At 63.4% G+C, this 14,271-nt stretch carries 16 protein-coding genes and 1 tRNA gene; 3 read left to right on the top strand and 14 right to left on the bottom strand.

Going from position 1 to position 14,271, the window contains the following annotated elements; genetic code table 11:
• Window positions 1–224: 224 nt before the first annotated feature.
• Both MO486_RS06455 and MO486_RS06450 read right to left on the bottom strand, forming a co-directional pair.
• A complete protein-coding gene (locus MO486_RS06455; RefSeq protein WP_242905423.1) occupies window positions 225–698 on the bottom strand; it encodes a hypothetical protein in 474 nt (157 codons plus the stop codon).
• Window positions 699–700: 2 nt separating this feature from the next.
• Window positions 701–1,492 carry a hypothetical protein gene (locus MO486_RS06450; RefSeq protein WP_242905422.1) on the bottom strand — a complete coding sequence of 264 codons (792 nt, stop codon included), beginning with the start codon at window positions 1,490–1,492 and terminating at the stop codon, window positions 701–703.
• Window positions 1,493–1,725: 233 nt separating this feature from the next.
• Here MO486_RS06450 and MO486_RS06445 point away from each other — a divergent pair, with 233 nt between their 5' ends.
• Window positions 1,726–2,487: a Rap1a/Tai family immunity protein gene (locus MO486_RS06445; protein ID WP_242905421.1), complete on the top strand. Its 762-nt coding sequence runs from the start codon at window positions 1,726–1,728 to the stop codon at window positions 2,485–2,487.
• Here the strand turns inward: MO486_RS06445 and MO486_RS06440 are convergent.
• The 11 genes from MO486_RS06440 to birA all read right to left on the bottom strand — a co-directional run bounded on the left by MO486_RS06440 (window position 2,484) and on the right by birA (window position 11,193).
• Window positions 2,484–3,002, bottom strand: a complete 519-nt coding sequence (locus tag MO486_RS06440; protein WP_242905419.1) for an HGGxSTG domain-containing protein — start codon at window positions 3,000–3,002, stop codon at window positions 2,484–2,486. The two genes, MO486_RS06445 and MO486_RS06440, sit on opposite strands and share 4 nt — an antisense overlap.
• Window positions 3,003–3,052: 50 nt before the next feature.
• On the bottom strand, window positions 3,053–3,541 hold the full coding sequence (locus tag MO486_RS06435) for a hypothetical protein (RefSeq protein WP_242905417.1): 489 nt from the start codon (window positions 3,539–3,541) through the stop codon (window positions 3,053–3,055).
• A complete protein-coding gene (locus tag MO486_RS06430) occupies window positions 3,538–5,304 on the bottom strand; it encodes an AAA family ATPase (RefSeq protein WP_242905415.1) in 1,767 nt (588 codons plus the stop codon). Before MO486_RS06430 ends, MO486_RS06435 begins: the two co-directional genes overlap by 4 nt.
• The gene (locus MO486_RS06425) at window positions 5,301–5,633 is read right to left on the bottom strand and encodes a CHC2 zinc finger domain-containing protein (protein WP_242905413.1); all 333 of its coding nucleotides are present in this window, start codon (window positions 5,631–5,633) and stop codon (window positions 5,301–5,303) included. The genes MO486_RS06430 and MO486_RS06425 overlap by 4 nt, the downstream gene beginning before the upstream one ends.
• Window positions 5,634–5,689: 56 nt before the next feature.
• Window positions 5,690–5,911 carry an AlpA family phage regulatory protein gene (locus MO486_RS06420; protein WP_242905961.1) on the bottom strand — a complete coding sequence of 74 codons (222 nt, stop codon included), beginning with the start codon at window positions 5,909–5,911 and terminating at the stop codon, window positions 5,690–5,692.
• A 203-nt stretch (window positions 5,912–6,114) separates the two neighbouring features.
• Window positions 6,115–7,014 (bottom strand): hypothetical protein, encoded by a 900-nt coding sequence (locus MO486_RS06415; protein ID WP_242905412.1) that lies wholly within the window; start codon window positions 7,012–7,014, stop codon window positions 6,115–6,117.
• 126 nt (window positions 7,015–7,140) lie between these two features.
• Window positions 7,141–8,358, bottom strand: coding sequence for an integrase arm-type DNA-binding domain-containing protein (locus MO486_RS06410; RefSeq protein ID WP_242905411.1), 1,218 nt, complete (start codon window positions 8,356–8,358; stop codon window positions 7,141–7,143).
• A gap of 172 nt (window positions 8,359–8,530) precedes the next feature.
• A tRNA-Thr gene (locus MO486_RS06405) sits at window positions 8,531–8,606 on the bottom strand.
• Window positions 8,607–8,632: 26 nt separating this feature from the next.
• Window positions 8,633–9,337, bottom strand: a complete 705-nt coding sequence (locus MO486_RS06400) for an SPOR domain-containing protein (protein ID WP_242905410.1) — start codon at window positions 9,335–9,337, stop codon at window positions 8,633–8,635.
• A gap of 51 nt (window positions 9,338–9,388) precedes the next feature.
• Window positions 9,389–10,126, bottom strand: coding sequence for a type III pantothenate kinase (locus MO486_RS06395; protein WP_242905409.1), 738 nt, complete (start codon window positions 10,124–10,126; stop codon window positions 9,389–9,391).
• Complete coding sequence (birA, locus tag MO486_RS06390; RefSeq protein WP_242905959.1) at window positions 10,126–11,193, bottom strand: bifunctional biotin--[acetyl-CoA-carboxylase] ligase/biotin operon repressor BirA; 1,068 nt, start codon at window positions 11,191–11,193, stop codon at window positions 10,126–10,128. The genes MO486_RS06395 and birA overlap by 1 nt, the downstream gene beginning before the upstream one ends.
• Before the next feature lie 176 nt (window positions 11,194–11,369).
• Here birA and MO486_RS06385 point away from each other — a divergent pair, with 176 nt between their 5' ends.
• On the top strand, window positions 11,370–11,657 hold the full coding sequence (locus tag MO486_RS06385) for a hypothetical protein (protein WP_242905408.1): 288 nt from the start codon (window positions 11,370–11,372) through the stop codon (window positions 11,655–11,657).
• A gap of 45 nt (window positions 11,658–11,702) precedes the next feature.
• Window positions 11,703–12,443, top strand: a complete 741-nt coding sequence (locus tag MO486_RS06380; protein ID WP_242905957.1) for a M90 family metallopeptidase — start codon at window positions 11,703–11,705, stop codon at window positions 12,441–12,443.
• A gap of 356 nt (window positions 12,444–12,799) precedes the next feature.
• On the opposite strand, the gene MO486_RS06375 is transcribed toward MO486_RS06380, so the two are convergent.
• On the bottom strand, window positions 12,800–14,176 hold the full coding sequence (locus MO486_RS06375) for a sensor histidine kinase (protein ID WP_242905956.1): 1,377 nt from the start codon (window positions 14,174–14,176) through the stop codon (window positions 12,800–12,802).
• Between the last annotated feature and the right edge of the window lie 95 nt (window positions 14,177–14,271).

Here is a 14,271-nt window from a genome sequence, read left to right as displayed (position 1 = left end):
ACAGCATGTTCGCCGGCCTAAGTCTTGACACTGCTGCAAAGTTCAGGGCTCCAAGAGCTCCTCGAACGGACTGCCCAGCTCATCCGTGAGCGACGCCGCTTCCGACTCGCCCTTTGCCTGGCACGGTTGTCCGTCACGGTGTCGGCTCACTCCGAAGGATGGGTGCGCTCTTATTGACCGAATTGTCCCAAACAAAAAGCCCGCTAGGCGGGCCCTTTCGATGTTCAGCGAGGGGCTGCTAACTGCGCGCCGACATTGTCTGTGAGGCTCGACAGCCTGCCCCAGTAATCGCTGACTACCTTCTTGGCCATCTCGTAATGGCTAGGCTTCGCGTGTCTTGTACGGTACGGAGCGGCCAAGTCTCTAATGGCCTTGTCGACCTCGACTCTCCATGCAACAGCACCGACGTTTAGGGATTCGACATCGATCTCAATTGAATAGATCCGATTACTCCGCTTCCCGACGTGAGCGTGAGTGTGTTCATCGATCCGAACAGAGTGCGTTGACTCGTCGTCGAGGTAACGAAACTCGATTATGAATCGCTTTCGTTCGGAGTCGTACTGCCCGCGCACAAGCTGCGGGACCTCATGAGGGGAAACGCTGAGGCTAACAACAATGCCGCGCGGTTTCTTCTGCTCAACTTCCTTGTCGTAGCGGCTCTCGTCTACTTCGATCCACTCGGGGACCAGGGAAGTCATCGTCATATCCTCTGAAGGAGATTGTTAAGCAACGTCATGAACGGCGGCTTGTATTGGTTTCTAGCACGATTAGCGTGGATGGTGGGTTGCCGGCTGTCGACCACGAGCACGCCCCATGGCTGCCCTTTGATCTCCACCCGGATCGCGAAGAACGATCGGCCTTGCGGAGGCTTTGCCTGGATCTGCTGGACGGTCATACCTGTAGCTTCCGCATAGGCCTCACGGTCAGCGTCGGAACAAGTCGAGGACAGCATGTCTGGCAGTTGTTCAATATGAACTGTGTCGTCACTTACCCAAGCCAGGCCGGCGACCCCTTCGGGTGTGCTGCCCTTCTTTCCGATCCGAAATCTCGTCGTGCAGTCCTGCGTGGTGTGTCCGGAGCGCACGATCGGAATTAGCCAGTTGTTCCAGGGCCAAGACCACCTAACGAAAGCGAAGCCGACGTGTTTAAAGAGTGTGACTCGTCGATGAAATTGCACGCCTGATCCAACGTCGGAGAAAACCTTGTTCCTATAGAACGTGATTAGCTCGTGAAGTTCTTTCCACACAACCGGATCGCCAATGCGTTGTCGCAGTTGGCCAAGGAGCCATGCTAGAACCAGAAGCAAGGGAACGTAGAACCACGCCCATGATTGAACGGACACGACGATCTCGGCCACGAGTGGGCCGACGTGGGTCTCAATCTCTTTGGGCTGCGCCTTTGTCATCGCGGCGACGACGCCGCTCAGGGTCAGTGTCGCCGCCCTTAGGTATCCAAGCCACGCGTAGGCCCACGCGATCTGCTGGCGCTTCAATCGTCCCCCGGCGGACTCCTTCCCCTGGCGCTATGTATAACGCATCCCGGAAGGGCGAAAGGCCAATTCCAGTCACCAAAGCCATAGCCCCAAAATGGCCACCGGGTTTTTCGCTCTGCGGCTTTAGTTGCGGCCATGGGCGGGCCGAGCCCCAGTCTCGCTTACAGATGAGACACGGCGGGGGCAGATTTGCGCCTAAGCTGCTCTGAGTTTGTAACTCATAGGGGGCCGTCATGAACAGGACGCTGGGAGGATTGATTCTTGCGCTACTGAGTGGGCCCGCAGTAGCGCAGATGGCGGCGCCATTTTGCGTCTACAGCAGTGGGCCGCCGCAATGCTTCTATTTCGACGTGCAAAGCTGCCAGACCGCGGCCCGATCGTTGGGCGGCATGTGCGGACCGAATAACCAAGCACCGGCACCGGCGCAAATCAGGGCGCAACCTGTCACCCCACAGATACAACACCCGGACATTGCAGGCAGCTTCCAACGAGGCATGGCCGAGGGACAGCGACAGCGGATCGAGCGAGAAGAGCACCAAGCCAGGATGGCTTTGCTTGAAGCTCAGGCCCAAGCGGCCCGTTCGCAAACTTCTGAAGCAATCGTTCCGCCTACGGCACAACCAGAACGATATGTGGGTGTTGTAAGTGCGCCCGATGACGCACGCACCGCAAAGAGTCTCGCCGATGGTTGCGCTGTTGCTAACGCAATCCTCGACGGTACTGCGGATACCAAGTTCGGAAGCAATAGGCAAAGCGAGCGATTGATCACCGCGGGAATTTGCTACGGCTATATCGAAGGGTTCATCCAAGGGATTTCAGCAGGCAGGCAGGCGCCCAAGTCGCTAAACGCATGTATTCCGACTGGGGTATCGACGCCGCAGATCGCCCGCCTCATCGAGGACCGCATGAAGAAGATGCCCGAGTTTGAGCACATGGACCGGATGCCATTCCTGATGGCGGTCACTGCCGGCGCATGGCCCTGCAAAACTCCTTAGTCGGCAGACTGTCGATTCTGTTTCAAGTTCGCCAATGCCCTAGTCTTACCATCCACCGTGCGCGGCCCAGTACTGCATCCTCCGTGCCACTTACAACGGCGCTTGCCCGGCTCGCTCTTTGCCCGGCAGGGTTGCCCGTCACGGTGACGACGCGCGCCGCAGATCACGCGCCGACTCGTCTGTTTCGCCCTGTTAGCAGCGAGCCATGTTTCGGTCCAAGTCGGCAGGTCGGCACCGAAGTCATACGCGGGCGCGCGTATTGGGTCAGATAATTCCGGCACCGCCACCCCGGACTCATTCGCCCGCGCGCGCGGGCGCGATGGCTGCATTAATTCCGGTGGGCTGGACCCTTTTTTCCTCAGTTTTTTAATTCCAGCTAGCTCCACCCATTCGGTGACGATGGCATCGATCACTGCGCTCTTAGTCGCCGCCACCGATCCCGGCCGCTGCTGCGCCCGCTTGGCCGCGATGACCGCCAACGCTGTCGCGCTCGGCATGTAGTCGATGCGGGTCATCCGTGCGCGCCGTTGCCGTTGCAGGTGGGCCAGGTGCTCTCGGTCCTTGCTTAGATAGCGCATGGCCGTTCTCCAGGCCGCGGAATTGACCGTCCGGCCTTGCGGCGAAAACACCACGGGCAAGCTGTAATCCGTGGCGGCGACTCGGGCCACAACCAGACCGGACCGCAGCCGTCGCAGTGCGCGGCTTGCGTATAGCCTTCGGGGACGTTCCCCTTGTCCATGTGCGCGGACCGTTGCAAGGCGCGTAGGTAAGTCCGTAGCGTGGCATCCTGCAGCCCGCGGCAGGCGCTCACGTCGTCAGCGTGCAGATCGGCCGCAATGACGGCCGGGAGCCCTTCTGCGTCGGCCAGGAGCAGCAAGCGTGTCCGCAGATTAGATTGCAGCAGCGCGACTAGCTCCGGCTTCGCGGCGGCCAGTCTCTCGCGCAGGTCGGCGGACAAGGTGCCGGGCTTGGCTTCGATTCGCAGTCCGACGCCATGAACGGACAGGCGGATTCCTGTGTCGTGAAGCTCGGCTAGCAAAGCAGCAGTGGTCATAGCTCGATGACCTCCACGCCTTCATCGTTCCCATAGATGCCCTTTTCCTCCATAGATGCCCTCTCTTTTAGTGGGCATGTATGGGCGGGTTGGGCATCTATGGGTGGCAACGCCCATATCACGCTGCTACCGCGACCGAAACCGGAACGCTTGGGCTTGATCCCGATTCGCTCGCGGGCAGTGCGGAGTGCCTTGTCGGAAATGCCCGACAGTTTGGCGAGCTTCAGCACTTCACCCGCAGCCATCGGCTCGGCTTCCAACGTGTAGCGCAGCCAATCAGCGGCCTCGTCCGTCGCGCTTCGCTCACCGTCTACGGCCTCGGCTTCGGCCAACAACTCGCGCGCGCTGCCGGTGACGGATTCACCCCACAGCACCCGCGATGCGGTCACTCCAGGGAAGTCGTCGAGCTCGCTTTGTTGCAGGTCATAGACGAAGCCGCCGCCATCGGGGCCGATGTTCGACTTCGCCCGCAGCATCACCCGCCGCTCTGGTCGGTCGCCTTCCGCCTCTTGCTTGGCCGTCACCATCACCAGCCGCGCCAGTGCAGCGAACGCGAGCGATCCCGTGATGCGCTCCACCGGGTCCCGGCCCGCCGTGCCCTTGCTGAAATGCGTCACGCCCAATAGGGCGCAGCGAAGCTCCCCGGCCAGGTCTACCAGCGGTTGCAACCCGCGCCGGACCTCGGCGTTTTTGTGAGAGTCGCCCGCCACGGCAGACACAACGGGATCAACCACGATTAGCCGCACGTCCGGCAGCGCGTGCAGCGCCTCCCTCAGCGCGTCCATATCCTGTGCCGGATCGAACGGATAGCGTCGCCCGGCTTCGTCAATGCCCTCGACAACATGGACCCGCTGCATGTTCGCGCCCGCAGCGCGCAACCTCGGGTTCAACGTGTCGGCATGATCATCCTCGCCAGACCAGATCACCACGCTTCCGGCTTCCGCGCGTGAACCGTCCGGCCAGCGTCCGCCCATCGTGACAGTAGCCGCTAGCGCGGATGCGATGGTCGTTTTGCCGGTGCCCGGGGCGCCGCCGATCAGGTGCAGCTTTCCGGCTGCCAACCAGCCCGGCCACAACCAATCCACTGCAACGGGTTGCACGTCGCTGCCACGCCGCAGGATCACGCGGGGGCCGTTTTCTGGCGTTTGAATCTTTGATTGCTTTTCAAGCGGCAGAGCCTCGACCTCGGCGGCGGTCGCGTCCGGATGCGTTGCAATCCAGTCCACGGCGTCGCCTTTTTCGTGCAGGTTTAACGCGGTCACGTTCAAGCGGCGCAGGTCGCAACCTAGCGGCTTCAGGACAGCGGCCACAGCGTCGGCATACCTCGCCCCTGCTGCATCATTGTCCGGCCATAGCCGCGCGCTGCGGCCACGCAATGGCGACCAATCCGCCACGTTTGTACTGCTCTCGCCTCCGCTTGTCGTGGCGACTAGCCCTAGCTTTGCCAGCGCGTCGACGCATGCTTCACCCTCGACAATCCAGACCAGCGCCGTAGGGTCCGCCAGCAACTCCGGCAATCGATAAAGCGGCTTTCCCTCGGCTGGGGCCGCAGGTTCACCGATGGAATAGCCAGCACCATCGAACCGCATGGGCCGCATCCATTTCCGGCCGTCGGGATGCTTGGCTCGGATGCGCCAAAAAAGCGGCCGGCCCTGGACGTCGCAGTAGCAGTGCAGCGCGGCGGGCTGGAACCCGTCACGGATGGCAGATGCGGCCAGTCGGCGTGCGGCTCCCTGCGGTGTCTCGACCTCCACAGCGCTCATGCTCGCGATTCCATCAGATCGACAACGGCATCCTTGAACGTCTTGCCTGTTAGCCGCATGTGGAAGCCCACTAGGTCGCCGCTACCGCAGCCGGCGAAGCAGCGCCAGCCACCGCGCGGGTCGATCAATTGCGCGCTCAAGCTTGCGTTGTGGTCGTCGTGGAAAGGGCACACGCCTTGCGCCCAGCCCATGCCATTCGGGCGTGTGAGCTTGGCGGCATGCTGTGAGTAGTAGCTCGCCGGATCAGGCAGGCGATCACGCCAGTTCGCTGGAATGCGATCCTTGCCATATAGCGCGCGCAGAGAGGAAAAATCACGGTGAGCCGACAATCCCGTAATACCTGAAGCCCCACGCCCGCCAGCGTGGGGTTTTTCTTTTATTGGGTTCATGACGCCGCCTTTCCGTCGCGCGCGGCGATGCGGTCGGCAATCCAGCGGTCAACCTCGGCGGCGTTCCATGCTGATGCACGCTCGCCCAGCTTGACTGGGGCGGGGAACGTCGGAGGCTTGGCGGAGATACGTCTGTATATCTCGGATCGAGATAGCCCCGTGCGGGCCTTCACCTTCGGTAGGCGTTCAAGGATCAAGCCACCAATTGCGGGTGGCATCATTGCGTCGCAAGTCATCGTTGCGTTCCCTACGTTGCGGGCCCGTGCCGGCTGGCACAGGGCACTGCGGGTTGCAGCGATGCTCGATTTTGGGAATAGCTCTCCCCTTGAATAGGCGCGAACGGTCGCACCTGTTGGGTGCGGACAACTCGGAAAATAGTCGGAGAGATAAGCGCAGAGCGGCCCCCAGTGGGCGCGGAGAACTACCGACGCGGGCCCGTTGGCAAACCATCTGCTCGCATGATTGACGCCATGACTTCCGCATTGCGCTTGGAAACACCACGCGCCTCCAACCATTCGACAACCTGCACGTTAGTGGGGGCGGTCGTTGGGTCGGTCGCGTCGTACAGATTCCAAAATCGTTCGGCTGCGTCTGCTAATTGACGTAACAATGCAGTTTCATAACTACCCCATGGCCACTTATTTGCAGGGGGATTAGCCGCAGCCGCCGTAAGCTCCTCGACGTGCTGCATTAGAGTTTCGACTTGGGCGGCAGACTTGTCGTACAAAGCCTTCCAGTCTGCAATAACTCCGTACTTTTCGACCCTTTCCTCAAGTGCCGGCGGCACGGGGAAATCCAATCGTTTTGCCCATGCCAGAAAGAACCCGGGCAGGTTCAACTCGCCAATTTCCTTGAACGTTACTGCACGCTTGGCAATGTCTTGCGCTTGTGCAAACTGTTTTGCGAATGGCGAAATTTCTATGTGCGGCTTGATCCGCTCCCATTTCGCATGTTCAGGCGACCTGCCATAGCAAAGTGCGACGCCTTCATCTATCGACCAATAGCGCAACTTCGCGTAATGATCGAAGTCCAAATTGTTTGCGCGTCGATTGAACGATCGAGCATCTTCCTCACGTTGCGCTCTGAGAGCTACAGCTTGTCGATCCTGCTGGCGAGCATCCTCGAAAAGCACACTCAGTTCGTCTTTCGAAAGTGCTTCAAGCTCCTTCCGATATGCTTCCGCTTTCTCATCATGTTCGCGACAAAGTTTGCCTATCTCTGGGCTTATGGAAAGAGAGTCTTCCTTGAAAGCGTATGGATACTTGCGGATGCAAAGGTATCCGATAGGGTCATCTTCCGGACGATGAATTTTGATTGCCATGCGCGCACCCTCGCGCCCCTGAAAGGGGCCGCGCCAGCGCCGCAGGGTTACGGCGTTTTCGCCCCGTCGGGCTAGGCACGGCTAGTCAACTCAAAAGCTAACCGTTTGATTCTTATACCGATTCCGTTAGGTCGATTTGCGCTTGATCGGGATGACTTTTGCCCCCACTCGCAAGTTGTCCAGATAGTCCGCCCACGCGGCCATCATCTTGACGCGTTCGGCCATGTACTGCGCGCGGTTGTATGCGGCCCGCACCTTGTTGCGTTCGGCGTGTGCCAGTTGGCGTTCGATCACGTCCGGCGCCCATCCCATTTCATTCAGGCGCGTGGACGCCATTGCGCGGAAGCCGTGGCCGGTCATGGTGTCTTTGTCGAAACCCAAACGGCGCAGCGCGGCGTTTACCGTGTTCTCGCTCATCGGTTCTTGCGGGCTGCGGAGGCTCGGGAACAGGTAGCGCCCGCGTCCGGTCAGGGGTTCAAGCTCGCGCAGGATCGTCACGGCCTGCTGTGACAATGGGACAACGTGCGCCTCGCGCATTTTCATTTTGTGGGCCGGGATGCGCCACTCGGCGGCGTCCAGGTCAAATTCGCTCCATTCCGCATGGCGCAATTCACCCGGACGCGCGAACACCAGCGGCGCAAGCCGCAGCGCGCAACGGGTCGCAAACTGCCCGCTATAGGAATCCAGCGCGCGCAACAGGTCCCCAACTTGCGCCGGATCGGTTACGGCCGCATGTGACCGCGACACGACGGGCGCCAGCGCGCCGCGCAAGTCTGCCGACGGATCACGGGTCGCGGTGCCGTGCGCGATGGCATAGCGGAACACTTGCCCTATGCGAGCCTTTACGCGGTGCGCGGTTTCGTGCGCGCCTCGGGCTTCGATGCGTTTCAGCACGGCTAGCAATTCCGGTGCGTCTATATCGGCAATCGGCCGCGTGCCCAACCAGGGGAAGACGTTGGCCTCTAGCATTCGCGTCGCCTTGTCATAGGTCGCCGTGGTCAGCTTTTTCCTTTGGGACGCCAGCCATTCGCGCGCGATGCCCTCAAACGTGATGGCAGCAGACAGCTTCGCCCTGCGCCGTTCGGCCTTGCGGTCTGCGGACGGGTCGCGGCCGTCACGGATCGCAGCGCGCGCCTTATCCCGGCGGTGGCGAGCCTCCGCCAGCGTCACCTCGGGGTAAACGCCAAACGCCAGGCGCGTGTCTTTGCCCGCGTAGCGATAGCGCATCCGCCAATAACGCGCGCCGTTCGGCATGACCTCCAGATACAACCCGGCGCCGTCGGTCAGCTTGTAAGACTTTGCGCGCGCCTTCGCCTTGCGGATTGCGGTATCGGTCAACGCCATGGGGCCATCTCGCTTTGCGGCGGGGCCATTTCCCCTTTATGCCCCCGATGATGGCCCCAGCTTGGGCCGGATGCAATGGGACGCCTTGGCGCGCCACGCAACAAAAAACCCGCTGTTTAGGCGGGTCTTTTGAGAACTTAGGGTTTTGACGGGATGGCCTGAAACCGTCTTTTGGTGCCGGCACCCGGATTCGAACTGGGGACCTACCGCTTACAAGGCGGTTGCTCTACCAACTGAGCTATGCCGGCGAAGGGCTACATTCTAGCCTGCGCGGCTATTTCACTGTCGCGCAGTCGATTTTTCGGGCCTGCGCCGCGGCGATGTCCTGTGCGACCCGCGCGCTGTCGAAATCCGTGCCGGCGGCGACATCGATCCAGCCCTGCGTGGCGACCGCACCCAACGGCGCGATCTGCACGGTGAAGCCCGCTTTCTGCAACGCGGCCTGGCGGCGCTTGGCCGCGTCCTCGCCGCGGTAACGGCCGAGTGCGATGGCGTTGGCTTCGCTGCCGTCGGCGATGACCATGAGGTCATCGAGTCCCGCCGCACGCATGCGCTCGACCGTCGCCTGCGCTTCCGCGCGCGTGGACAACGGCGGCAGGAACACGCGCCAGCCCGTCGCCGTCCCCGCGACTTCGCGCACCTGCGTACGCACCGCCTGCGCCTGCACGCGCGCGTGGGCGCGGCGCAATGCCGCCGGGTTCGGATACGGACCAAAACTGAAGCATTGCGTCGCGGCGGATGCCGCGGCCGGGGGCGCGACGGTTGCGGGTGCCGCGACCAGGGGCCCGGCCGTCGCGATGGCGGTCGCGGCAGGACGCGGTGCCGGCCGCCGCGGTGCTTCGCTGAGCAGCTGCAGGCGTGGCACGCCCGCGGGTTGTTCGCCCGCAGGCGTTGGCGCCGGCGGCGCGCGCGTCGCCCACCACGCGGCGACGCCGAGATTGATCACGATCAGGAGGACAAGCAGGGCGCGCTGGATCATGCGGCGGATTCTAAGCGGCGTATCCAATCGGTATCCGTGCGTCGTTGCGCGTTACGCCGCTTCGACCCGCGCCCAGCGCGCGAGGCCTTCCAGCACCAGCCGCGGTTCAAAGTCGGCCGCGGGCAGGTGCGCGAGCAACGGCGCGGCACCGCCGCCGTGCAGCAGCAATTTGGGTGGACCTGCGAGCTGCGTGGTCGCTTCGCGCAGGCTGCGTTCGATCAATGCCAGCGCCGCCCCTTCGCAACCGGAGGCGAGCGCGGTCTCGGTATCGCCAGCGAATTCGACGTAGTCCCCGCCTGTCGCCGGTAATTGCGCGGCACGCTCGTGCAGTGCTTCGCGCATCAATGCCGGCGACGGGGCGATGCGGCCACCACGATGGGTCCCGTCGCGATCGAGCAGGTCGATGGTCAGCGCCGTGCCGACGCCAGCCAGCAGCCACGGTCCATCCTTTCGCGCGAGTGCGCCGAGCATGGCGAGGAAACGGTCGACGCCGAGCTTGTCCGGATTGGCGTAGGCAATGCGCAGCCCGGCGAAGGTCCGCGTGGTGCGGGCAATGGCGATGCGCTCGAACCGCTGCGTCAGCGCATCGAGCAGCTTGAGCTTCCGTTCCGTCGCCGCGACGCTGGCAACGTAAGCGACCACGCCTCGCGCCGGCAGTGCGCGGGCGAGCTCGGCCGCCAGGTCAGGGGCCTCGTGCGCGAGCGCTACCACTTCGCCGACACTGCCATCGGCATGCAGGGGTGCGCACTTGAGCCGGGTGTTGCCGAGGTCGAACAGCCAGTTGCTCATCAGCCCCCCGTGTCCTCAAGCCTGTCCTTTACAAGGATGCCCGCTACAAGCATGTCGTCGCCCACAAGCATATTGCGTGCGCGCACGCTGACTTCGCCGGAATGGAACGTGCTTTCTTCGCCGGCGCTTCCATCAGGCATGTCCAGGCGCACGCGCAATGCGCCGTCAGCCGCGATGCCGAGCGCGACACCGTGTCGTTCGCCTGCAGGTGAATGCATCGTCACTGCGCGCGCAGCAAGCACATCGAGTGCGGCGTAACGCGGCAGGAACGGCGCCAAGCCATCGCGATCGAACTGTTCGAGTGCCGGCAACAGTTGTGTCAGCAAAGCCGCGGTGAGCACGTTGCGCGAAGGCGGTGGCCGCGAGAGCGCGGCGAGGTCGACCCATGGTTGGGTGACCTGCACAGCAAACGCCTCCGGCATCCGCACGTTCAAACCCAGTCCGATCACCGCCCGCACCGGTCCGGCATGTTCGCCGCCACCTTCGATCAGCAAGCCGCCGAGCTTGCGCAAGCCGGCACTGTCGTTGACGACCAGATCGTTCGGCCATTTCAGTTGCACGCCATCGAAGCCCAGAGAGCGCAGCGTTTCCGCCGTGGCGATGCCCGCGACCAGGCTGAGTCCGCCCAGCCGCGCCAGGCCGCCGGAAAATTGCCGCGCCAGCGACAGGTACAGGTGCGCTGCCAGCGGCGAAGCCCACGCGCGCCCGCGACGACCGCGACCGCCGGTCTGGCGCTCGGCCAGCAGCACGTCGACCCCGCGCGATGAAGTGCTGCGGCGCAGCAGTTCGCTATTGGTCGAATCGAGGTTCCACGCCACTTCAAGGGTCGCCAGCTGCGCGGCGGCGATCGCCGGCAGTCGGGCACGGATCGCCTCGGCATCAAGGAGTTCCAATGGATACCGCAGGATGTAGCCGCGCCCGGGCCGGGCGTCTATTTCCACACCGGCCGCACGCAGGGCGTCGATCCGCTTCCAGACCGCGGCACGGGTGAGCCCGGCCGCCTGGGCCAGCGCATCGCCGGTGGCCGGCCCCGTGGCCAGGCGGGCCAGCAGGTCGCGGTCGTCCAGCGGGTGCGGAGGGGGGCTGTCGACGGCAGTGGACGGGCTGGCCATAACGCGATTATGGCTGGGCCACGACACCTGCTGCGATGCAGCATGCAACCTTCTGCGCCTGTCACGCATCCACGGTATAGTCCGCGAGCCGTGCCCCACGGTCCGCGCCCCACGCGACCAGGATTGCCGCCATGCCCCGTATCGTCCTCTGCCTGTTGCTGCTCTGCGCCAGCACCTCTGTTGCTGCACGCGCGCCCATGCATGGTTCCAACGACGACAATAGCGGCTGCCCGGAAATCGCGGCAGCGGTCGCTGCAGCAGACACCCGCAGCACCAAGGCACGCGCCGCGACACCGGTCCCGGCGGCATCGCGGAAAGCCAGCAAGCCGGCCGCTCGCGGCGGCGGTGGCGACAGCGAAGGCAGTCCACGCATGCAGGCACCGCGTTGGCACAGTTTCCTGCCGGGGATGTTCCGCTAATACGCGGAGCGCCTGATACACGGAATACAGCTGCGCTTGCGTCGACTGTTGCAACGCTTCCAGCGCAGCGCCCCGCCCATCGATCACGACCTCTGGCGCGCCGCGCGCGAGCGTGTGCCGTGGGTCGCCGCACTCGATCACGAGCGCGACACGCGCCTGCATGCGCTCGCGAGCCGCTTCCTCGCGGCGAAAACGATCACCCCGGTCGCCGGTCTATCGCTCGATGACACCCAACGCGTGCAACTCGCCGCGCTGTGCTGCCTGCCCTTGCTCGAGTTCGGCAACGAAGGCCTGCGCGGCTGGTCGCAACTGATCGTCTATCCCGACGCATTCCGCGTGAACCGCAGCCACGTCGATGCCGCTGGCGTGCTGCACGAATGGGACGACGAACTGATCGGCGAAGCCTGGGAGAGCGGTCCGGTGATCCTGTCGTGGGCGGATATCGAAGCCGACCTGGCCGCACCGCGCGAAGGGTTCTGCGTCGCCGTGCACGAGATCGCGCACAAACTCGACGCCCTCGACGGCGCCCTCGATGGCACACCTCCGTTGCCACGCGCCTGGCAACGCGAATGGGCGCGCGATTTCCAACTCGCTTACGACACGCTGGCACGCGAAGTCGATGCCGGGCGCGAGACTGCGATCGATGGCTATGCCGCGGAAGCACCGGAAGAGTTCTTCGCGGTGTGCAGCGAGTACCACTTCAGCGACCCGCGGTTGCTGCGGGAGGCGATGCCTATGGTGGCTAGCCATCTGGAACGGTTCTATGGGGTTTCGCCGTTGCAGTGAGCTGCACGCATAATCTTTTATTGAAAATGACACGCCGCGTATCTGCACAACCCGGAGGGCGGCGCACAGGACGTGCGCCGTTTTTCGACCGAGGCAGGATGCCGAGTCGAAAAATCTCCGCAGCCTCCACGCCGCGTGCTGTGCTCTTGCGAGGAGGCCATTTCTTTTGGTTACTTTTCTTTGGGCCAGCAAAGAAAAGTGACCCGATGCGCAGCAGCGGAATGCCTTTGACTTAAAGCGATAAGGGGCAAAGTCAAAATCGATCCCGGCTTGACCAGCCATTCGGCTGTTGAAAGCCGCCGGGATGACGGCAAGAGCAAAGTTACTGAATCCCCGCCAACGCAGGGATGACGGGTTCACAACCCAGGCGGCAACCGCACTTCAAAGCGTGCACCGCCGAGTTCCTCGGAACGCGTGACTTCCAGGTCACCGCGATAGCCACGCACGATGTCCTGCACGATCGCCAGGCCAATGCCGTGCCCTTGCACGCGTTCATCGCCACGTACGCCGCGTTGCAGCAGTTGCGCGACGCGGTCGGCAGGTACGCCCGGACCATCGTCGTCGACGGCGATCAACAGGCCGGGACGGCGGTTGGGCGCGGTCTCGCCGGCGGTCACCGTCAACAGCACGCGCGAGCGTGCCCACTTGAAGGCGTTCTCGAGCAAATTGCCAAGCAGTTCCTGCAGGTCGCCAAGCTCACCGTGGAAACGCGCCGAGACGTCGACTTCGAACTCACACAGCACGCCCTTACCCGCATACATCGTCTCCAGCCCCCGCACGATCTGCTCGGCATGCGGCTCGACTTCGATCGGCGCGGCGAACAACTTGTGGCCACTGGATGCCGCGCGTGCGAGTTGATACGACACCATGTCACTCATGCGCCGCAGCTGCACGGCGACGTCGGCACGCAATTCGTCTTCCGATGCGTGCGCGTCGAGGCGCGCGCGCAGCACGGCCAGCGGCGTTTTCAAGCTGTGCGCGAGATCTGCGAGCGTATTGCGCTGGCGATCCAGGTTCTCGCGTTCGCTCTCGATCAAGGCATTGATGCTTTCGGTCAGCGGTTCCAGCTCGCGCGGGTGGCGTGCGCTCATCCGCGCCAGCACGCCGCGCTGCACGCGCTTGAGCTCGACGATCACCTGCCGTAGTGGCCACAGGCTCCAACGCAGGATCAGCGCCTGCAGCAGCAACAGCACCAGCCCGGCGCCGCCGAGGTAACCCCACAGCGCGCGCCGGAACACACGGACCTGCGCGGACAACCCGCCGGTGTCCTCGGACACATACACGGTGTATGGGAATTCCGCTTGCGGACCGCCTTCTTCGGGGGCCCACACCACGCCGATGCCGTAGCGATAGATCTCGCTCGGGCTGTTGTCGATCTGGGTGATCGGCAACGGGCCTTCGAAGCGATCCTCTTTCGGCTCGAGCATCGCGCCTTCGGGTAACCGCGGCCCTTGCGCCGAAGGCGAGTCCCAATGATCGTTGGGCAACACGATTTCGGCGTACAAGCCGCTGCCGGGACGATCGAAACGCGGTTCGGGCGAAACCTCCGGCACGTACAGCGAGCCATCGCGGAGGAAGTCGACGCGCTTGACGTAGTCCAGCGCATAGCTCTCCAGTCGCTGGCGCAGGCTGTTCTCTGCGGTTTCGATGAAGGCCCGATCGAGCGCGTAGCCGGCGAGCGCGAGGAACGCGATCAGGCCCAGGCTGGCCGCAAGCAATTGCCGCGATTGCAGCGAACGCGAACGCCAACCCCGCAGCGACCTGCGCTCAGGCCCCATGCCTGCCTCTGATCAGCACGTCCCCTATCCCCGGTTGGACCGCGTCGCAC

This window comes from Lysobacter sp. CFH 32150, from assembly GCF_022758295.1.
Classification (GTDB): domain Bacteria; phylum Pseudomonadota; class Gammaproteobacteria; order Xanthomonadales; family Xanthomonadaceae; genus CFH-32150.
The sequence above is the reverse complement of the archived record's forward strand: the minus strand, read 5'-3'. Positions and strand labels throughout refer to the sequence as shown.

Bases quoted from the DNA above. Each gene is read 5' to 3' on its own strand.
- MO486_RS06385 (WP_242905408.1), top strand. From the start codon at position 11,370: ATGCCCCGTATCGTCCTCTGCCTGTTGCTGCTCTGCGCCAGCACCTCT.
- MO486_RS06395 (WP_242905409.1), bottom strand. From the start codon at position 10,126: ATGAGCAACTGGCTGTTCGACCTCGGCAACACCCGGCTCAAGTGCGCA.
- MO486_RS06445 (WP_242905421.1), top strand. From the start codon at position 1,726: ATGAACAGGACGCTGGGAGGATTGATTCTTGCGCTACTGAGTGGGCCC.
- MO486_RS06400 (WP_242905410.1), bottom strand. From the start codon at position 9,337: ATGATCCAGCGCGCCCTGCTTGTCCTCCTGATCGTGATCAATCTCGGC.
- MO486_RS06410 (WP_242905411.1), bottom strand. From the start codon at position 8,358: ATGGCGTTGACCGATACCGCAATCCGCAAGGCGAAGGCGCGCGCAAAG.
- MO486_RS06415 (WP_242905412.1), bottom strand. From the start codon at position 7,014: ATGGCAATCAAAATTCATCGTCCGGAAGATGACCCTATCGGATACCTT.
- MO486_RS06420 (WP_242905961.1), bottom strand. From the start codon at position 5,911: ATGCCACCCGCAATTGGTGGCTTGATCCTTGAACGCCTACCGAAGGTG.
- MO486_RS06435 (WP_242905417.1), bottom strand. From the start codon at position 3,541: ATGACCACTGCTGCTTTGCTAGCCGAGCTTCACGACACAGGAATCCGC.
- MO486_RS06440 (WP_242905419.1), bottom strand. From the start codon at position 3,002: ATGACCCGCATCGACTACATGCCGAGCGCGACAGCGTTGGCGGTCATC.
- MO486_RS06430 (WP_242905415.1), bottom strand. From the start codon at position 5,304: ATGAGCGCTGTGGAGGTCGAGACACCGCAGGGAGCCGCACGCCGACTG.
- MO486_RS06455 (WP_242905423.1), bottom strand. From the start codon at position 698: ATGACTTCCCTGGTCCCCGAGTGGATCGAAGTAGACGAGAGCCGCTAC.